The organism is Serratia sp. S4, from assembly GCF_000347995.1.
Taxonomy (GTDB): Bacteria; Pseudomonadota; Gammaproteobacteria; order Enterobacterales; family Enterobacteriaceae; genus Serratia; species Serratia quinivorans.
On sequence record NZ_KB661120.1, the window covers coordinates 3,584,476 to 3,604,006 of the forward strand.

Annotated in this window: 14 protein-coding genes; 6 read left to right on the forward strand and 8 right to left on the reverse strand. The window is 55.6% G+C overall.

Translation table 11 applies throughout. The annotated features are described in order from the left end of the window. Positions 1-14: 14 nt before the first annotated feature. Together rcsC and gyrA are read right to left on the reverse strand one after the other, a co-directional pair. Positions 15-2,888, reverse strand: a complete 2,874-nt coding sequence (gene rcsC, locus SERS4_RS0117465) for a two-component system sensor histidine kinase RcsC (protein WP_012145983.1) — start codon at positions 2,886-2,888, stop codon at positions 15-17. 163 nt (positions 2,889-3,051) lie between these two features. Further along, positions 3,052-5,700, reverse strand: a complete 2,649-nt coding sequence (gene gyrA, locus SERS4_RS0117470) for a DNA topoisomerase (ATP-hydrolyzing) subunit A (RefSeq protein WP_017893467.1) — start codon at positions 5,698-5,700, stop codon at positions 3,052-3,054. 212 nt (positions 5,701-5,912) lie between these two features. Between gyrA and ubiG the strand changes: the two genes are divergently transcribed. The 4 genes from ubiG (at position 5,913) to yfaE (ending at position 10,829) form a co-directional block, all read left to right on the forward strand. Beyond that, entirely contained in the window at positions 5,913-6,638 is a 726-nt protein-coding gene (gene ubiG, locus SERS4_RS0117480; RefSeq protein ID WP_012145985.1) for a bifunctional 2-polyprenyl-6-hydroxyphenol methylase/3-demethylubiquinol 3-O-methyltransferase UbiG, read from the forward strand. A gap of 437 nt (positions 6,639-7,075) precedes the next feature. After that, complete coding sequence (gene nrdA / locus SERS4_RS0117485; protein WP_017893469.1) at positions 7,076-9,364, forward strand: class 1a ribonucleoside-diphosphate reductase subunit alpha; 2,289 nt, start codon at positions 7,076-7,078, stop codon at positions 9,362-9,364. Between the two features lie 70 nt (positions 9,365-9,434). Next, positions 9,435-10,565 (forward strand): class Ia ribonucleoside-diphosphate reductase subunit beta, encoded by a 1,131-nt coding sequence (gene nrdB, locus SERS4_RS0117490; protein ID WP_012145987.1) that lies wholly within the window; start codon positions 9,435-9,437, stop codon positions 10,563-10,565. 3 nt (positions 10,566-10,568) lie between these two features. After that, positions 10,569-10,829, forward strand: coding sequence for a class I ribonucleotide reductase maintenance protein YfaE (yfaE, locus tag SERS4_RS0117495; RefSeq protein ID WP_017893470.1), 261 nt, complete (start codon positions 10,569-10,571; stop codon positions 10,827-10,829). Between the two features lie 61 nt (positions 10,830-10,890). Here yfaE and SERS4_RS0117500 read toward each other — a convergent pair whose 3' ends face one another. Together SERS4_RS0117500 and SERS4_RS0117505 are read right to left on the reverse strand one after the other, a co-directional pair. Further along, complete coding sequence (locus SERS4_RS0117500) at positions 10,891-11,043, reverse strand: Hok/Gef family protein (protein WP_017893471.1); 153 nt, start codon at positions 11,041-11,043, stop codon at positions 10,891-10,893. 227 nt (positions 11,044-11,270) lie between these two features. Continuing rightward, complete coding sequence (locus SERS4_RS0117505; protein ID WP_026142456.1) at positions 11,271-12,467, reverse strand: nicotinamide mononucleotide deamidase-related protein YfaY; 1,197 nt, start codon at positions 12,465-12,467, stop codon at positions 11,271-11,273. Between the two features lie 244 nt (positions 12,468-12,711). Here SERS4_RS0117505 and tyrP point away from each other — a divergent pair, with 244 nt between their 5' ends. Continuing rightward, entirely contained in the window at positions 12,712-13,920 is a 1,209-nt protein-coding gene (gene tyrP / locus SERS4_RS0117510; RefSeq protein WP_012145991.1) for a tyrosine transporter TyrP, read from the forward strand. A gap of 50 nt (positions 13,921-13,970) precedes the next feature. Here tyrP and SERS4_RS0117515 read toward each other — a convergent pair whose 3' ends face one another. Then, the gene (locus SERS4_RS0117515; protein WP_012145992.1) at positions 13,971-14,513 is read right to left on the reverse strand and encodes a YfaZ family outer membrane protein; all 543 of its coding nucleotides are present in this window, start codon (positions 14,511-14,513) and stop codon (positions 13,971-13,973) included. A 327-nt stretch (positions 14,514-14,840) separates the two neighbouring features. Between SERS4_RS0117515 and katA the strand changes: the two genes are divergently transcribed. After that, positions 14,841-16,277 (forward strand): catalase KatA, encoded by a 1,437-nt coding sequence (katA, locus tag SERS4_RS0117520; RefSeq protein ID WP_017893474.1) that lies wholly within the window; start codon positions 14,841-14,843, stop codon positions 16,275-16,277. Positions 16,278-16,315: 38 nt separating this feature from the next. Here the strand turns inward: katA and menE are convergent, their stop codons facing one another. Genes menE through menB form a run of 3 tightly spaced genes read right to left on the reverse strand, consistent with a single transcriptional unit; the run spans position 16,316 to position 19,529 of the window. Then, positions 16,316-17,701, reverse strand: coding sequence for an o-succinylbenzoate--CoA ligase (gene menE / locus SERS4_RS0117525; RefSeq protein ID WP_017893475.1), 1,386 nt, complete (start codon positions 17,699-17,701; stop codon positions 16,316-16,318). Next, positions 17,689-18,672, reverse strand: a complete 984-nt coding sequence (gene menC, locus SERS4_RS0117530; protein ID WP_017893476.1) for an o-succinylbenzoate synthase — start codon at positions 18,670-18,672, stop codon at positions 17,689-17,691. Before menC ends, menE begins: the two co-directional genes overlap by 13 nt. Next, complete coding sequence (gene menB, locus SERS4_RS0117535) at positions 18,672-19,529, reverse strand: 1,4-dihydroxy-2-naphthoyl-CoA synthase (protein WP_012145996.1); 858 nt, start codon at positions 19,527-19,529, stop codon at positions 18,672-18,674. The genes menC and menB overlap by 1 nt, the downstream gene beginning before the upstream one ends. Positions 19,530-19,531 lie beyond the last annotated feature (2 nt).

A 19,531-nucleotide genomic window follows, 5' to 3' on the forward strand; every position in this document is an offset into this window, starting at 1 on the left:
GCGCCCTTTTGCTTTCAGGCATCTTCAGACTCGGCGCGCATGCGGCGAACCTGTTGGCTGTAATACCCTAATGTCTGTTCCAGCGTTTCCAGGGTCACCGGCTTAGACAGGCAGTTATCCATCCCGGCCTCAATACAGCGCTGTTTTTCTTCCGCCAGGGCATTCGCCGTCACGCCGATTACCGGAGCGGTAAAGTGCAACTGGCGCAGGCGCTGGGTCAAACGGTAGCCATCCATATTAGGCATGTTGACGTCGGTCAGCACGATGTCGACGGTATTGCGATTCAACACGTCGAGCGCATCAACCCCATCATTGGCAGTCACTACCTGATAGCCCAGTGAGCCAAGCTGGTCGGACAGCAACCGGCGGTTAATCGGGTGGTCATCCACCACCAGCAAATGAATATCCCCGTTGTCTACCCTGTTGGCCTTGGCCGGCAACGGCAATTGCATCAAAGTATTGCCGCTTTCATCACGGGTACCAAACAAGCGGTTGAGCAGCGCCAGGGTTTCACGCGGCGTCGAAGTGCTGTGCATCCAATAGCCCGGCCGGGTTTCCTGCGACGGGCCGATATGCTCAATAGAGAACTGGATCTGCGCCAGCAGCGGTGTATTGATCATCAGCGGGTGATCGCTGAGCATCACATCCCCTGCCGCAGTCTCTTGCCCCTGATGACGCAGTACCGTCGCGCCATAGCCGCCAAGAACCTCCATCAGATAACTTTCCAACCGCTGGTTGCGGATAGCCAGCCACAGAGTTTTACCTTGCCAGGTATCGCTGGGCTGCGGGATCGGGAACTGAGCGTTAAACAGCGGAATGCGGATGGTGAACAGGCTGCCTAATCCCGGCTCAGACTCAACGGCAATGTCGCCATCCATCATGTTGATCAGTTTTTCGCATATCGCCAACCCCAGCCCGGTGCCCTGGAAATGGCGTTGCACGCCGCTACCCACCTGGAAGAACGGATCAAACAGGCGGGTAATTTCTTTCTCCGGGATGCCGACCCCGGTATCACGAACGCTAAACTCCAAATAGCTGCCGCGCGTACACACCTGCAGAATGATGCAGCCGGTATCGGTAAACTTAATCGCGTTGTTCAACAAATTGGACAGTACCTGCTGCAGCCGTACCGGATCGCCGGAAATGCGCTCCGGGACGTTCTGTTCGATAAAGCAGTACAACCCCAACCGCTTCTTCACCACCAGCGGCAAATAGTTGCCAGCGATGTGGGTGATCACCTCCAGGCAGGAGAACTCGCGCGGTTCAATCTTCAGTTGCTCGGATTCGATTTTGGAGAAATCCAGTATGTCGCTGATGATCTTGAGCAATAGCCCGGACGAGTTGTTCATCGCATTGACCAGTCGGTCAACGCCCTGCGGTAACGCCTTGGTTTGCAACAAATCGAGGTTACCGATGATGCCGTACAGCGGCGTACGTAATTCGTGACTGACGGTCGCCAGGAACATCGACTTGGATTGGCTGGCCTGCTCTGCCGCCGCCGCCATCTCCTGCAGCGACTCTTCCATTTTCACGCGGGCGCTGACGTCCACCAGCACACAGATCGCCACATCCTCGTTACGGTAACGGGAATGAACAAAGCTGATTTGCAGGTTATTGTTATTACTGGTCATCACATCCACAAAGTTCACCTGCTGTTCGCAGATGATGCGCGTTATGCGGTCACGGTCTTCGTGGGTCAGCAGGTTGATGTAGTTATGCGCCAATTCATTACTCAGAATGTTGGTGCCGTCACTGATACGCAAAATACAAATACCCACCGGTGCCGAGGCGACAATCTTGCGGTTGAACTGTTCATGCTCCTCCAGCCGGAAGGCGTTGTCTTCTGCCGGCAGGAACATTTTGCGCTCAAACAGCCAGGCCAGGCTGAACAACACAATGGCAGACAACATATTCAACAGCACCGCATTGAGGATTAGCATCCTGAAGCGTTCAACCACCGTCTTCACCGGCACAGAATAAACAATACTGAGCGATGACGGCGGCAGCGCTTTTTTCATGATCAGGTCGCGGTAATTATCAACATAGCCGAAGTAAGCCGGCTCATCCGGATAGCTGCTGGGAGCGTTCGCATCTCGCCCATCATCGGCCAGCCGCAGTATCGGTTGGTTATTCTCATCCAACAGGGTTACGCCGGTCGGCAAGCTGCCGGCGGAAACAAAGTCCTCCAGGCGAATGGTTTGCTCAATACCCAGCAACGCCTCCAGCTTGTTACCAATATAAATTGGCGTCAGTACATACAGATAACCGACATCCGGCCGTTGCTGGCTTGGGCTGATCCAGTACAGATTATTGTCTTTGTCCTGATTCTTGGCATTACGGTATTTAAGGATACGCTCATGCAGAGTTTTCAGCGCGTCGGCTCGATTGGCTACGCCGCTACCGCTGCCGCCAAACTCCGCCATGCACAGCGTATCGCCGTCGATGAAAAACACCCGGTTGAGATCGTAGGCCGCAACGAAGTTCTCTTTCCAATACTGGATCAACCCACTCAGAGAATTGAGTGAGCTGCGGTAGGTGGTATTAAGTGAACAACTGGACTCTGGATACAGCGGTACAAACTCCAGCGGACTGTTTTTGCCGGGAAAGATGCCGCTAAACATGTCCATGCTACTGACTGAACCGTTGAGACGGTTTTCCGCCATGTATTTGATATCACGCATTATATCGGCCGAATGGCGGATATAACCCTGAGCCTGATCGAAGTTCAGATTGTAGTCCTGCCGAATATCAGACTCTTTCTGATGCAGGATATTCAGGATATAGAAGGTGGTGAGCAACGCCCCCAACGACCACAACATGATCGCCAGCACCCGGAACAAATAGCGGGATATCTTTAACGTGGTGCGAAAAGAAGCTAAATATTTCAATCGGATACCATACGAATGTCAGTGGCGACCAGCGCGTTCATATCAAAGCCGGGAGCTCAGGCTTGGGTCCGGCAATTAAACCATAGAACTGAAAAAGGGCCTAGCATCGCTGCCAGGCCCTTGTTACCTCAGTGCGATAGGGGCACGTGCCGGCCCCTATGGCTTAGGCGTTGTCTTCTTCCACGTCGTCTGGCGCTTCAGAATCATCACCTTCGTCCAGCGGTGCAGCGTCTTCTTCTGCAATTTCCGCACCCGGTTCGAGGCTGTCCAGCTCTTCGTCTTCCACCGGCTCGGCGACACGCTGCAGACCGACGACGTTCTCGTCTTCCGCAGTACGGATCAGCGTAACACCCTGGGTATTACGCCCCACCACGCTAACTTCCGATACGCGGGTACGCACCAGCGTGCCTGCATCGGTAATCATCATGATCTGGTCGGTGGTATCCACCTGAACCGCACCCACTACCTGACCATTACGCTCGCTCACCTTAATGGAGATAACCCCTTGGGTAGCGCGTGACTTGGTCGGATATTCGGTGACTGCGGTACGTTTACCGTAGCCATTCTGGGTAACTGTCAGAATGTCGCCTTCACCGCGTGGCACAATCAGGGAAATAACGCTGTCGCCTTCGCCCAGGTTGATACCGCGTACGCCGGTGGCAGTACGACCCATAGAACGCACCTGCGTTTCCGGGAAGCGCACTACTTTACCATTGGCGGAGAACAGCATGACTTCATTGCTGCCGTCGGTCAGGTCAACACCAATCAGCTCGTCACCCTCGTTGAGGTTAACGGCGATGATGCCGGCGCTGCGTGGGCGGCTGAAATCGGTCAATGCGGTTTTCTTCACGGTGCCGCTGGCGGTAGCCATAAACACGTGACGCCCTTCTTCATACTCGCGTACCGGCAGAATGGCGGTAATACGCTCATTGGCCTCCAGCGGCAGCAGGTTGACGATTGGGCGACCGCGCGCGCCACGGCTGGCTTCAGGCAGTTGATACACCTTCATCCAGTACAGACGACCACGGCTGGAGAAGCACAGGATCGTGTCGTGGGTGTTGGCCACCAACAGACGATCGATAAAGTCTTCTTCTTTAATACGTGCCGCTGACTTACCTTTACCGCCGCGGCGTTGCGCTTCATAGTCGGTCAGAGGCTGATACTTCACATAGCCCTGGTGCGACAGCGTAACGACCACGTCTTCCTGGTTGATCAGGTCTTCGATATTGATATCTGAAGTATTGGCGGTAATCTCGGTGCGGCGGCCATCGTTGTACTGCTCTTTGATTGCCACCAGCTCTTCGCGGATCACTTCCATCAGACGGTCCGGGTTTTCCAGAATAAAGATCAGCGCGGCAATCGCCGTCAGCAGCTCTTTATACTCGTCCAGCAGTTTTTCATGCTCCAGGCCGGTCAGTTTCTGCAGACGCAGATCCAGGATCGCCTGAGCCTGCTGCTCGGTCAGATGGTATTTACCGTCACGGATGCCGAACTCCGGCTCCAGCCACTCAGGGCGAGCGGCGTCGTCACCGGCGCGCTCCAGCATGGCTGCCACATTACCCAGATCCCACGCTTGAGCAACCAACGCGGCTTTCGCTTCCGCAGGGGTTGGCGCACGGCGGATCATCTCGATAATCGGATCGATGTTCGCCAGTGCGATGGCCAGCGCCTCAAGGATATGGGCGCGATCGCGGGCTTTACGCAATTCGAAGATGGTACGGCGGGTCACCACTTCACGGCGGTGGCGAACAAACGCCTGCAGAATGTCTTTCAGGTTCAGCAGTTTCGGCTGGCCCTGATGCAATGCCACCATGTTGATACCGAAGGTGACCTGCAGTTGCGTCAGCGAATACAGGTTGTTCAGCACCACTTCGCCGACCGCGTCGCGTTTGATTTCAATTACGATGCGCATGCCGTCTTTGTCGGACTCGTCACGCAGCGCGCTGATGCCTTCCACGCGTTTTTCTTTGACCAGCTCGGCGATCTTCTCGATCAGACGCGCCTTGTTCACCTGATACGGGATCTCGTGAACAATGATGGTTTCGCGGCCGGTTTTGGCATCGGCTTCTACTTCAGCGCGTGCGCGCAGGTAGATTTTGCCACGCCCGGTGCGGTAGGCTTCTTCAATGCCGCGACGGCCGTTGATGATCGCCGCAGTCGGGAAGTCCGGCCCCGGGATGTATTCCATCAGACCTTCGATGCTGATGTTTTCATCATCGATATAGGCCAGGCAGCCGTTGATAACCTCTGACAGGTTATGCGGCGGAATGTTGGTGGCCATACCCACGGCGATGCCCGACGCGCCGTTTACCAGCAGGTTAGGGATCTTGGTTGGCATGACGGCCGGGATCTGCTCGGTGCCATCGTAGTTAGGCACGAAGTCGACGGTTTCTTTTTCCAGATCCGCCAGCAGTTCGTGAGCAATTTTGGACATGCGCACTTCGGTATAACGCATCGCCGCGGCGGAGTCGCCATCGACAGAACCGAAGTTACCCTGACCGTCCACCAGCATATAGCGCAGTGAAAACGGTTGGGCCATACGCACGATGGTGTCGTAAACCGCGCTGTCACCGTGTGGGTGATATTTACCGATTACGTCCCCAACGACACGGGCCGATTTCTTGTATGGTTTATTCCAGTCGTTACCCAATACACTCATCGCGAACAAAACGCGACGGTGCACCGGCTTCAGTCCATCACGAACATCTGGCAGCGCACGTCCGACAATTACGGACATCGCGTAGTCCAGATACGAGTTTTTCAACTCGTCTTCGATGTTTACCGGTGTGATTTCTCTGGCAAGGTCGCTCATGGAGCTGCTATCCCTCTACTAATGATTCATCTGCCCGCTGCCATAGTGGCAAAGGTGTAAAACTATATCACAAAGCACGCTTTACGGGAAAATAACCGCCGCTGTTTAACTTAAATTGTGCATATATGTGCAGTAAAAATGCATCGGCACAGACGGTGCTGCGCCGGAACATGTATAATCCGCGCAACGAGAACCAGGAGCCAAATACGCCCATGAATGCAGAATCATCCAGCCAAGCGCAAAACGTAGACCATCATGAAATCGCCAAGTTCGAGGCCGTGGCCTCACGCTGGTGGGATTTGGAAGGTGAATTCAAGCCGCTGCACCGTATCAACCCGCTGCGTCTGAACTACATCCTGCAGCGTGCCGGCGGCATTTTTGACAAAACCGTCCTCGACGTGGGCTGCGGCGGCGGCATTTTGGCGGAAAGCATGGCGCGCGAAGGCGCACAGGTCACCGGACTGGACATGGGCGCCGAGCCGCTGCAGGTTGCCCGGTTGCACGCGCTGGAAAGCGGCGTGAATGTGGCTTACATCCAGGAAACGGTAGAAAGCCATGCACAGGCCAACCCGCAGCGCTATGACGTAGTGACCTGCATGGAAATGCTGGAGCACGTTCCCGACCCGGCCTCGGTGGTACGCGCCTGCGCTCACCTGGTCAAACCGGGTGGCCACGTGTTTTTCTCCACCATTAACCGCAATACCAAAGCCTGGCTGATGGCGGTGGTCGGTGCGGAATATATTCTGAAGATGGTGCCACAGGGCACCCATGACCATAAGAAGTTCATCCGCCCTTCTGAATTGATTGGCTGGGTTGATGGCACGCCACTGCGTGAAAAGCATATGATCGGCCTGCATTACAACCCAATCACCGACCATTTCAAGCTTGGCCGTAACGTCGATGTGAACTATATGGTACATACTCAGCACGAAGGCTGAGCCTGCCAAACCGCGCCGGGACTGGCTGGCCAGTTCCGGTACGCCGATAACATTAAGATAAATACCTAATTTTTCCGCTTTCGATCAAAATCGCCGTTGTAAACAGTTTTTAAGAATATTAAATCAGATCAATATGCCGTTTTTTTCTAACGTTTAATAAAGCGGCAAACGATCACGTTTTTCTGATTCTAGGGAAATTCTTATCCCGCTTATTGACAAGCTTGTCGCGCCAGTCACAGCGCGCACTGCGAAAGACAAGTCACATTTCACCCCCAAGTTATCCACAAATTAGGCCAGTTTTGTTCACTTGCAAACGCCCTGTTTTCTCACTATCTTGTTACCTCACCGACATACAACCCCTATATATAGTGTTTACATACTGAGCAGAGCTACTACACTTCTGCTTAGGGGCACCATACGGACAGGTAAAACACCACATGAACCAAAGTCTGCTTGTAACTAAACGCGATGGCCGTAAAGAGCGCATCAACCTCGACAAAATCCACCGTGTCATAGACTGGGCCGCGGAAGGGTTAAACAACGTCTCGGTTTCTCAAGTAGAGTTGCGTTCTCATATTCAGTTTTATGACGGCATCAAAACTGCTGATATTCATGAAACCATTATCAAAGCTGCAGCCGATCTGATCTCGCGCGACGCGCCGGACTACCAGTATCTGGCAGCACGCCTGGCCATTTTCCACCTGCGTAAAAAAGCTTACGACCAATTCGAGCCACCGAAGTTGCTCGCTCACGTAACGCGCATGGTAGAAATGGGCAAGTACGATAAGCATCTGCTGGAAGACTACAGCTCTGAAGAGTTCGAGCAGATGGACTCCTTTATCGATCACTGGCGTGATATGAACTTCTCCTACGCGGCCGTTAAACAGCTGGAAGGGAAGTATCTGGTGCAGAACCGCGTTAGCGGCGAGATCTACGAGAGCGCTCAGTTCCTGTATATCCTGGTCGCCGCGTGCCTGTTCTCCAACTACCCGCGTGATACCCGTCTGGACTACGTTAAACGTTTCTACGACGCGATCTCCACCTTCAAGATTTCTCTGCCTACGCCAATCATGTCCGGCGTACGCACCCCAACCCGCCAGTTCAGCTCTTGCGTGCTGATCGAGTGCGGCGACAGCCTGGATTCAATCAACGCCACCTCCAGCGCCATTGTGAAATACGTTTCGCAACGTGCCGGTATCGGTATCAACGCCGGCCGCATCCGTGCGCTGGGCAGCCCGATCCGTGGCGGTGAAGCCTTCCATACCGGTTGCATCCCGTTCTACAAACATTTCCAGACCGCGGTGAAGTCCTGTTCCCAGGGCGGCGTGCGTGGCGGTGCGGCCACTTTGTTCTATCCAATGTGGCATCTGGAAGTTGAAAGCCTGCTGGTGTTGAAAAACAACCGCGGCGTTGAAGGTAACCGCGTACGTCACATGGACTACGGCGTGCAGTTGAACCGCCTGATGTACCAGCGCCTGATCAAGGGCCAGGACATCACCCTGTTCAGCCCGTCTGACGTCCCGGGCCTGTATGACGCGTTCTTCGCCGATCAGGACGAATTCGAACGTCTGTACACCCAGTACGAACAAGACGACAGCATTCGCCAGAAACGCGTGAAAGCGGTTGAGCTGTTCTCGCTGATGATGCAGGAACGCGCCTCTACCGGCCGTATCTACATCCAGAACGTCGACCACTGCAACACTCACAGCCCGTTTGATCCGCAGATCGCGCCGGTACGTCAATCCAACCTGTGCCTGGAAATCGCCCTGCCGACCAAGCCACTTGATGACGTCAACGACGAAAACGGTGAAATAGCCCTGTGTACGCTGTCCGCCTTTAACCTCGGCGCCATCGAGAGCCTGGACGATCTGGAAGAGTTGGCTACCCTGGCGGTACGTGCATTGGATGCCCTGCTGGATTACCAGGACTACCCAATCAAAGCCGCTCATCGTGGCGCCATGGGCCGTCGCACCCTGGGTATCGGCGTGATCAACTACGCTTATTACCTGGCGAAGAACGGCGTACGCTACTCCGACGGCAGCGCTAATGCCCTGACCCACAAGACTTTCGAAGCCATTCAGTATTACCTGCTGAAAGCCTCGAACCGTCTGGCTCAGGAACAGGGCGCCTGCCCGTGGTTCAATGAAACCACTTATTCACAGGGCATCCTGCCGATCGACACCTACAAGAAAGATCTGGATGTCATCTGCCAGGAACCTCTGCACTACGACTGGGAAACCCTGCGTAAAGAGATCAAGGAAACCGGTCTGCGCAACTCTACCCTGTCGGCGCTGATGCCTTCGGAAACCTCTTCGCAGATTTCCAATGCTACCAACGGCATTGAGCCACCACGTGGCCACATCAGTATCAAAGCGTCGAAAGACGGCATTCTGCGCCAGGTGGTGCCAGAGTATGAGCGTCTGAAAAACGACTACGAACTGCTGTGGGAAATGCCGAACAACGACGGCTACCTGCAACTGGTCGGTCTGATGCAGAAGTTTATCGACCAGTCGATCTCTGCCAACACCAACTATGACCCAACCCGTTTCCCGGGCGGCAAGGTGCCAATGAAGCAGCTGTTGAAAGACCTGCTGACTACCTACAAGTTTGGTGTCAAGACGCTGTACTATCAGAACACCCGCGACGGTGCTGATGATATTCAGGAAGATTTGCTGCCGGCAAAGGGCGGCGATGATGACTGCGAAAGCGGCGCCTGCAAGATCTAAAGTTTGACACAGCGGGCCGGAACTCTTCCGGCCCCTTCTAATTCAGCACGGCACTAATGGATTCAGGCTTATGGCTTACACCACATTTTCTCAGAATAAAAACAACCAGTTGCTGGAGCCGATGTTCTTCGGTCAGTCGGTTAACGTTGCGCGTTTCGATCAGCAAAAACATGAAATTTTCGAAAAACTGATTGAGAAGCAACTGTCCTTCTTCTGGCGTCCGGAAGAAGTGGACGTTTCCCGCGACCGTATCGACTACCAGGCGCTGCCGGAACATGAAAAACACATTTTCATCAGCAACCTGAAATACCAGACGCTGCTCGATTCGATCCAGGGCCGTAGCCCGAACGTCGCGCTGCTGCCGCTGATCTCGATCCCGGAGCTGGAAACCTGGATAGAAACCTGGTCCTTCTCTGAGACCATCCACTCCCGTTCTTACACCCATATTATCCGTAACATCGTCAACGATCCGGCGATCGTGTTTGACGACATCGTCACTAACGAAGAGATCCTCAAGCGCGCGAAAGACATCTCCGGCTACTACGACGATCTGATCGAGATGACAGGCTACTATCATCTGTTGGGTGAAGGCACCCATCAGGTCAACGGCAAGACAGTAACCGTTACCCTGCGCGCGCTGAAGAAACAGCTCTATCTGTGCCTGATGAGCGTTAACGCACTCGAAGCCATCCGCTTCTACGTCAGCTTTGCCTGTTCATTTGCCTTCGCGGAACGTGAACTGATGGAAGGCAATGCCAAAATCATCAAGCTGATTGCCCGTGACGAAGCGCTGCACCTGACCGGTACCCAGCATATGCTTAACCTGATGCGTTCCGGTGCAGATGACCCGGAGATGGCGGAAATCGCCGTTGAGTGTCAGCAACAGTGCTATGACCTGTTTGTGCTGGCTGCCGAGCAGGAAAAAGAGTGGGCGGAATACCTGTTCCGTGACGGCTCGATGATCGGCCTGAACAAAGACATTCTGTGCCAGTATGTGGAATACATCACCAATATCCGCATGCAGGCGGTGGGTCTAGGCCTGCCGTTCGCCACCCGCTCTAACCCGATCCCATGGATCAACGCCTGGTTAGTGTCAGACAACGTGCAGGTTGCGCCGCAGGAAGTGGAAGTCAGCTCCTACCTGGTTGGCCAGATCGACTCGGAAGTGCATGCCGACGACCTGAGCGACTTCGAACTCTAAGCGATGGCATCATCAATCGTCACGCTGCGTGCCAGTGGTACGCAGCTATGCTGCCCCAAAAGTGAAAACTGTCTGCTCGACGTGCTGGAATTGCACGACGTTGAGGTGGAATACCAGTGCCGTTCCGGCTATTGCGGCGCCTGCCGCCTGAAGTTGGTGAAAGGTGATGTGGTTTACCGACAGCCGCCATTGGCATTTATCAACGATGGTGAAATCCTGCCCTGCTGCTGCATGCCACTGACCGATATCGAGCTGGAAATTTGAAGAGTTGGGTGCCTGAAACCACGCCTGAAGACCAGAAGGCGGGGTTTCCCCCGCCCTATGATTACCGCTTCACATCACAAGCTAACCTGATCAATATAGTGATATTTTCCTGATAGATTATCAGCTCACACAGTGAGTCTCTTATCATCCAAATGAATATCAAAATAGTAATACATACAACAGTTAACGAGTGAAACACATGCTTTAACCGCATGCTTGCCTCCTTGCTGTGAAGGGGCTACCATAACGGTGTCTAGGCGTTAGGGCAGCCCCATTCTGATTGATAGTCAGTTTGGGGCTTTCATCTATCCGCCTTGCCACACAATGCCCAAGACGAATAGTCTCAAGCACCCGCAGCGATTGTAACAGCCTATCTTCAACGCGATAACCCCTTATAATATTATGATTAATAAGGGATATATCACTACCATCAAGCATTCTCTACTCGATAATCTCGACGATCTCCAGCCAGCCGTTTTTCCCACACACTGGCCCACCGTTCAGCCAGCGCCGCAGCATGTCCAATGCCAGCATTGCTACCGACTCTTGCCGTAGCCGTAAACCATGACGCGCTGCCCGGTAACGAACCGTCTGCCCGATATCGCCTTTCGGCGTGTGCAGCACCACGCTCACCTGGTCACCGCTCATGGCACTGACCGCCAGCGCCAGCTGTGCCCCGGTCAGTTCCGCCAGAGAACGAGCGCGGGCCAGCGTGGTTTCCAGTGTTTCCACACAGTGCGACGGTAGCAGCTCGCCACCGGCCAGCGGTGCGCCTTCGGTCTGCAACTGCAGATTGATCAATCCGGCGCTGAACTGTTCGCTCAGCGCCAGCTTCAACCCTTGCTGGTTCAAGCGTTGCGTCAGTGCTGCCGGCAAGCCAATGGTGCCCTCAAACAGAGTGTTGTCACCCGCCACCTGGCGTACTCGTTCCCAGGCCTGCTCCATCGCCGCACGCTGGCTGACCGGGCCGGTCAGCTTCAGCTCAATGATCGGGCTGGAAGAGCGGTAACCGAGCACCACTTCCGGCGGTAGCGGCATGCCATCGAGTTCGGCGGCCAGATCGCTTTCGGAGCTACCAAAGGTGGTTAAACGCAAACACAGCGGCGCAGCCGGCAAGGTAAAGCGCTCGCGCAGGCGCGGGACAATTTGCTGCTCGACCATCACTTTGAATTCAGAAGGGACACCGGGGGTGAAAAACATCGTGCAGCGGTTGAGCTTCAACGCAAAACCACAGGCGGTACCCACCGGGTTGTCGAGCATCTCGGCATTCGCCGGGATCTGCGCCTGTTTACGGTTTGAAGTCGCCATCGGCCGACCACGTTCGGCAAAATAAGCCTCCATACGCGCCAACCATTCAGCCTGTTCCACCAGCTCGACGCCGCAAGCGCTAGCCGCCGCCAGTGCGCTGAGATCGTCACTGGTCGGCCCCAGACCGCCGTTCACGATCAGCACATCGGCGATGTGGCTACGCTCCAGTAATGTTTCAATCAAAGAGGAGAGGCTGTCCCCCACCGTTTCACGACCGCTCATCGGCATACCCTGCTGGAACAGATAGTCTGCCAGCCAGGCGGCGTTGGTATCTATAATTTGCCCGTGCAGCACCTCATCACCGGTGCTAAGCATCTCCACCCTTAACATTGATCTCTCCCACATTTTCTGATCATTCCACTATAGAAGCCTGTAAATAAGTTTTCACTACGCATTGCCGGTTAATTTCTGCCGAAGGCACTTTTTTGCGACATCACGCGGCCCATCAATGTGTAAATATAAGTTAACACCACCCGTAACGCCTGTTTGACACAAAATAATCCATCAACTATCCTGCCGCACTTAGAATGAGTTACCTATAATTTTCCAAAATCTTTGGCTGGTAGAGAAAAACGTGAAGAATCGCACGCTTGGCAGTGTTTTTATCGTGGCAGGAACCACCATTGGCGCAGGGATGTTGGCGATGCCGCTGGCGGCGGCCGGTGTCGGCTTTGGCGTCACGCTGGGTCTGTTGGTCGGACTGTGGTTGTTGATGTGTTATACCGCGCTGCTGCTGGTCGAGGTTTATCAGCATGAACAGGCGGATACCGGCCTCGGGACTCTGGCAAAACGTTATCTTGGCGGCGGCGGGCAATGGCTGACCAGTTTCAGCATGATGTTCCTGATGTATGCCCTGACCGCGGCCTATATCAGCGGTGCCGGCGAATTACTGGCAGCCAGCATCAGCCAGTGGACCTCGCAGGACTTCCCCACCACGCTCGGCGTATTGCTGTTTACTCTGGTGGCGGGTGGCGTCGTCTGCATCGGCACCCATTCGGTCGATCTGTTTAACCGTATCCTGTTCAGCGCCAAAGTAGTGTTTCTGATTGTCATGCTGGGGTTGATGTTGCCCAATATCCACCAGACCAACCTGATGACCCTACCGCTGGAGCAAGGACTGGCGCTGTCGGCCATTCCGGTGATTTTCACTTCATTCGGCTTCCACGGCAGCGTGCCCAGCATTGTTAACTACATGGGCGGCAATATCCGTAAACTGCGCTGGGTGTTCATTATCGGCAGCGCCATTCCACTGGTGGCCTATATTTTCTGGCAGTTGGCGACGCTAGGCAGCATCAGCTCCACCACTTTCGTCGGCATTCTGGCACAGCAAGCCGGTCTGAACGGCCTGTTGCAGGCGGTACGAGACGTCGTGGCGTCCCCACACGTCGAACTGGCGGTGCATCTGTTTGCCGATCTGGCGCTGGCAACCTCGTTCCTTGGTGTCGCGCTCGGGCTGTTTGATTTTCTGGCCGACCTGTTTAAGCGCCAGGATAACGTGCGGGGTCGTCTGCAGACCGGTGCCATCACTTTCTTGCCGCCGTTGGCTTTCGCCCTGTTCTATCCACGTGGCTTTGTGTTGGCTCTGGGTTTTGCCGCCATTGCGCTGGCGGTGCTGGCGCTGTTACTGCCATCATTGTTAGTGTGGAAAACACGTCAGCAGCATCAGGCAAAATACCGCGTTTGGGGCGGCACACCGGCACTGGCACTGGTGTTTGTTTGCGGAATAACGGTGATTGCCATTCAGTTGGGCATTGCCAGCGGCATTCTGCCGGCGGTTGGGTAATAGATTGAACGATAAAACAAAGGGGCCGCTTGGCCCCTTTGTTATTTGCATCAGAAACTCAGACCGACACCAATATACGGGCCATCGGCCAGGGTGTTGTCACGACGTCCGTCCTTCCCTTCCATCTTCATGTAGCGATAACCCACATCTACGCTGAGCGGGCGGAAAATATTCCAACGCAGGCCGCCGCTGGCCTCGTTATACGCCTTCACGCCGCTGGTCAGCGAATCCGGGGCAAAATAACCTTCGCCATGCAGGCTGAAGTAACGGGAGATAGCCCAGTCCAGGCCGCCGCCCAACGCCAATGCTCCGCCGTCACTGCCGTCTTTCGGGCTTAGATACAACGCCTTGCCACCCACAGTGGCGGTCAACGGCCCCAGCGGCACACCGAAACTCAGCCCCAGACTGCCGACGTTGCCGTCATGATCGCTGCGCGCCCAGTTGCCGGTTATTCCCAAGCCGGAATTGCCGGTATCCTGGCCGAAACCAAGATTGGTGTAATGCTGCCCGGCCTCGCCCGACAGGCTGAGTGCGCTCGCCGCACCGGTCACAAACAGCATACTTGCTGCGCAGGCGACCAAAGTCTTTTTCATCATCTATCCCTCTTGCTGCTTCATCCATTACGAATGATATGAATTAACCCGTAATAATACCGTCACAAGTCTATACCAAAGCGCAATCGGTCTTTAAGGGATAAATCCCTAATTAATCAAAGAAATGTAAAGTTCTGCAAGCAAAGGTCTCATTCACTGAGGTAATGGCAACGATAACTCAGACCTATTTGCCGCAGCCGTTCAATAGGTCTACAACTAGTAGTGGCATTGACCCAAGTCAGGGTAACCACGCCCTGCCAGATTATGATGATGAACGCTTACGCCGCCAGAATCTTAACTCGATTGCACTACAATAAGGAGCAAGTGATGAGCAAGAAAGGACTGACCACCGCAGCCGGCGCCCCGGTTGTCGATAATAATAACGTGATCACCGCCGGCAAACGCGGCCCGATGTTGTTACAGGACGTGTGGTTTCTGGAAAAACTGGCCCATTTCGACCGTGAAGTGATCCCCGAGCGCCGCATGCACGCCAAAGGTTCCGGCGCCTACGGCACTTTCACCGTCACCCACGACATTAGCCAGTACACCCGCGCAAAAATCTTCTCTGAAATCGGCAAGCAAACTGACATGTTCATCCGCTTCTCCACCGTAGCCGGTGAGCGCGGGGCCGCCGACGCCGAGCGTGACATTCGTGGTTTCGCCATGAAGTTTTATACCGAGGAAGGCAATTGGGATCTGGTGGGTAACGACACGCCGGTATTCTATCTGCGCGATCCGCTGAAATTCCCCGACCTTAACCACGTAGTCAAACGCGATCCGCGCACCAATCTGCGTAACCCAATCTACAAGTGGGACTTCTTCTCGCTGTCACCGGAAAGCCTGCATCAGTTGACCATCGACTTCAGTGACCGCGGTATTCCTAAATCCTATCGCCATATGCATGGTTTCGGCAGCCATACCTTTAGCTTTATCAATGCCGACAATGAACGCTTCTGGGTGAAGTTCCACTTCCGTTGCGAACAGGGCATTGAAAACCTGATGGATGATGAAGCAGAAGCGATTATCGCCAAAGACCGTGAAAGCTCACAACGCGATCTGTATGAGGCCATCGAACGAGGTGATTTCCCACGCTGGAAGCTGCAAATCCAGATCATGCCGGAACACGAAGCCTCTCAGACGCCATACAACCCATTCGATCTGACCAAGGTATGGCCGCATGGCGACTATCCGCTGATCGACGTGGGTTTCTTCGAGCTGCACCGCAACCCGGAAAACTACTTCTCAGAAGTGGAACAGGTGGCGATGAACCCGGCCAACGTGGTACCTGGCGTGAGTTTCTCGCCGGACAAGATGCTGCAGGGGCGTCTGTTCTCCTACGGGGATACGCACCGTTATCGTCTGGGCGTAAATCACCATCAAATCCCGGTGAACAGCCCAAAATGCCCGTTCCACAACTATCATCGTGACGGTGCGATGCGCGTGGACGGTAACAGCGGCAACGGAGCCACCTACGAGCCAAACAGTTTCGGCCTGTTCCAGGAGCAACCGGACTTCAGCGAACCGCCGTTGAGCATTGAAGGTGCCGCTGACCACTGGAATCACCGTGAAGACGATGATTACTACAGCCAGCCGCGCGCGCTGTTCAACCTGCTGAGTGCCGAAGAACACCAACGCATGTTCACCCGCATCGCCGGAGAGCTGTCGCAGGTGCCGGAACAGATCCAGCGTCGTCAGGTTGAATTGTTTACCAAAGTGCACCCGAATTACGGTGCCGGCGTAGCCAAGGCGTTAGGTCTGAAATAACCCGCGTTACCCTCAAGGCCGCCTTCAGGCGGCCATTTTTATTGAGCCGAGATCTGCTCCACCGCCCATTGCTGCAACTGACGGCGCGAGATCTTGATACCCCCGGCCTTCAGCTCATTCGGCATCGCCAACAGCGCCATTGGCCGCTGGAAGTTCACCAGCCGGTCCTGCGACCAGGCCAGCAGCTCGTCCAGCGAGAGAGACTCCTCACTGTCGATCACCGCGACCGGCCGTTGACCAAACTCGGCGTCATCCACCGGCACCACCACCACCTGTGAAATTTGCGGATGGGCCGCCAATACGCGCTCAATATCTTCTGGCTGAACGCCTTCTCCGCCGCTGAAAAACAGGTTGTCCAAACGGCCGATAATCCGCAGCTCATCCTGCTCCAGGACGCCACGATCGCGGGTATGGAACCAGCCCTGATCATCGACAATCGGCAGCAAGCAACCCTGTAGCCAGTATCCCAGCGCCAGACTCCGCCCGCGGATCCACACCTCTTCATTCACCAGCTTAATTTCCCGACCGGCCAGCGGCAGCCCAACGCCCGGCCGTGCATCGGCACGCTTGGCACACACCGTGGAAGCCAGTTCAGTCAGGCCATAGCCACACCAGCAGCGGATACCCGCAGCCTCTGCCTGTTTGGTCAGTTCTACCGGGATCATCGCGCCCCCCAGCAGCACTTTTTTCAGCGTCAGGGCTGCCAGCGGCTGTGCCAGCAGGCGCCAGAGCTGAGTCGGCACCAAGGATGCATGAGTACAGCCCGCCAGAGCATCGGCCAACGGATGCATATCACGGACCACCAGCGTGGCCCCTGCCAGCAACCAGCGCCAGACAATGCCTTGTCCGGAAACGTGAAATAAGGGTAATGACAGCAACCAGCGATCCTGCGCCTGGAAATCCATCAACTGCAGTACGCCTTCGGCACTGGCCAAATGGCCGGCGTAACTGTGCGCGGCCGCTTTCGGTCTGCCGCTGGAGCCGGAAGTCAGGGTCAGGGTCGCCAACCGCTGAGGATCCCAGCGCGGCGGATTCAGCCAGCGGGATTCGGTAGACGGGGGATTTAAACGGATGATCCTGGTCGGCAAGGCTGGCAGTTGATCCGGGCTGAAGGCAAAGTCGATATCCAGCTCGGGCAACAGCGTCCCCAGTAAGGAAACGGGGAGCGCCGGATTCAGCGGCAGCAGCCGCGCACCGCATTGCAACAGCGCCAGATAGGCCAGCAACAAGGGATAACTGTTCTTGCCGAACAACGCCACGCCACAGCCTGGCTCCACCCCCTGGTGCTGAAAATCCGCCGCCAGCTTATCCACCTGACGGCGTAACACCAGCCAACTCACCGGCTGATGGCCGACAACCAGCGCCGCCGCCTGCGGGCGCCGCTGCGCCCAATGTCGCCACGGCCAGTCATTCAACTGCGCCATAAACACTCCAACTCTTGCGTCTCCAATAACGGCAGCCGGCTATCCGGCCAGCATCGCAGTATTTGCGCCTGCATCAAATCCAGCGTGTCTAGCCCAGGGACGGTCGTCGGCGTCAGCCAGTGCGCGATGCGCGCCAACTGCGTCAATCCCAGGCTGGACTCAATGCTGGAACTGATCACCGCCGCTAATCCCACCGCATGGGCCTGCTCCACCAACGAACGGCAACGGGCCAGGCTGCCGACCAACGTCGGCTTAATCACTATCGCTGCCACGCCCGGCTCCGCCTGCACCACAAAATCCGCCTCGCGCACGCTTTCGTCCCAGGCAATGGCAATGCCGGTCGCCCGAGCGAAATCCCGTGATTCATCGCGGGTTTTGCAAGGCTCTTCAAGGAAAGCAATGCGATCGCGCACAGCCGGATTGACGTATTTGGCAAACCCATCCGCTTTGGCGCGCGTCCAACTGCGGTTAGCGTCCAGCCGCAGCCTGAGATCCGGCAGTGCCTCCAGCAGCACGTTGACAACCATGCCGTCACGCACCGCTTCATACAGCCCAACCTTTACCTTGGCGACCTTCTCACCCGGCAAAGCAGTCAATACCTCGAACAGCTCATCGGGGTCGCCGGTGCACAACGGCGCTTTACGGTAATCAGCCTGCTGCGGTAGCCGCTGTTCCAGCTCCGCCACCGCGCAACTGGTGCCGAACGCCACCGAGGGTAACGGGCTTTCGGGTGGCAATACCCCACTTTGCCAGCTCTGCAGCCAGTTCAGCGCGGCCTGTTCAGCCTGCGCCAGCGTTTCCTGGCTGAATTCAGGCAACGGCGCAATCTCGCCCCAGCCTTCTTGCTCACCCTGCTGCAGATGGATCAGCAAACCATCGCGGGTTTTTAGCCGCTGATTGCGCAACACAACGCCCGCGTCCATTGGCAGGCTGTAACGGTAAAGGGCCGCATTACGGGGGGTTGTGTTCATTACGGGTTACGCTTGAATTTGCTGAAGTCCGGCTGGCGCTTTTCGTTAAACGCGTTGCGCCCTTCCTGGCCTTCGTCAGTCATATAGAACAGCATGGTGGCGTTACCCGCCAGCTCCTGCAGACCGGCCTGACCGTCACAGTCGGCATTCAGGGCCGCTTTCAGACAGCGCAGCGCCATCGGGCTGTTCTGCAGCATTTCGCGGCACCAGCGCACGGTTTCTTTCTCCAGATCGGCCAAAGGCACCACGGTATTGACCAGGCCCATGTCCAAAGCCGCAGCGGCATCATACTGACGACACAGGAACCAGATTTCGCGAGCCTTCTTCTGACCCACGATGCGCGCCATGTAGGAAGCGCCCCAGCCGCCGTCGAAAGAGCCCACTTTCGGGCCAGTCTGGCCGAAAATAGCGTTGTCCGCCGCAATGGTCAGGTCACACATCATGTGCAGTACGTGGCCGCCACCGATTGAATAGCCAGCCACCATCGCCACTATCGGCTTCGGACAGGTACGGATCTGGCGCTGGAAGTCGAGCACGTTCAGGTGATGTACACCGCTGTCATCCTGATAGCCGCCGTAGTCGCCGCGGACTTTCTGATCGCCGCCGGAGCAGAAGGCTTTGTCACCGGCACCGGTGAGGATAATGGTGCCAATGCCGTCGTCGTAACGGGCATTGGACAACGCCTCGATCATCTCTTTTACCGTATGCGGGCGGAAGGCATTACGTACCTGTGGACGGTTGATAGTGATTTTAGCAATGCCGTCGCTGGACTTGTGATACAGAATATCTTCGAAATCGCCGGAGCAATCCTGCCATTCGATAGCGGCATACAGCTGTTCTTCATTTGGATAGAGCATGT

Coding starts and splice junctions, on each gene's coding strand:
- gyrA (WP_017893467.1), bottom strand. CDS start 5,700: ATGAGCGACCTTGCCAGAGAAATCACACCGGTAAACATCGAAGACGAG.
- ubiG (WP_012145985.1), top strand. CDS start 5,913: ATGAATGCAGAATCATCCAGCCAAGCGCAAAACGTAGACCATCATGAA.
- nrdA (WP_017893469.1), top strand. CDS start 7,076: ATGAACCAAAGTCTGCTTGTAACTAAACGCGATGGCCGTAAAGAGCGC.
- nrdB (WP_012145987.1), top strand. CDS start 9,435: ATGGCTTACACCACATTTTCTCAGAATAAAAACAACCAGTTGCTGGAG.
- yfaE (WP_017893470.1), top strand. CDS start 10,569: ATGGCATCATCAATCGTCACGCTGCGTGCCAGTGGTACGCAGCTATGC.
- SERS4_RS0117500 (WP_017893471.1), bottom strand. CDS start 11,043: ATGCGGTTAAAGCATGTGTTTCACTCGTTAACTGTTGTATGTATTACT.
- SERS4_RS0117505 (WP_026142456.1), bottom strand. CDS start 12,467: ATGTTAAGGGTGGAGATGCTTAGCACCGGTGATGAGGTGCTGCACGGG.
- SERS4_RS0117515 (WP_012145992.1), bottom strand. CDS start 14,513: ATGAAAAAGACTTTGGTCGCCTGCGCAGCAAGTATGCTGTTTGTGACC.
- katA (WP_017893474.1), top strand. CDS start 14,841: ATGAGCAAGAAAGGACTGACCACCGCAGCCGGCGCCCCGGTTGTCGAT.
- menE (WP_017893475.1), bottom strand. CDS start 17,701: ATGGCGCAGTTGAATGACTGGCCGTGGCGACATTGGGCGCAGCGGCGC.
- menC (WP_017893476.1), bottom strand. CDS start 18,672: ATGAACACAACCCCCCGTAATGCGGCCCTTTACCGTTACAGCCTGCCA.
- menB (WP_012145996.1), bottom strand. CDS start 19,529: ATGCTCTATCCAAATGAAGAACAGCTGTATGCCGCTATCGAATGGCAG.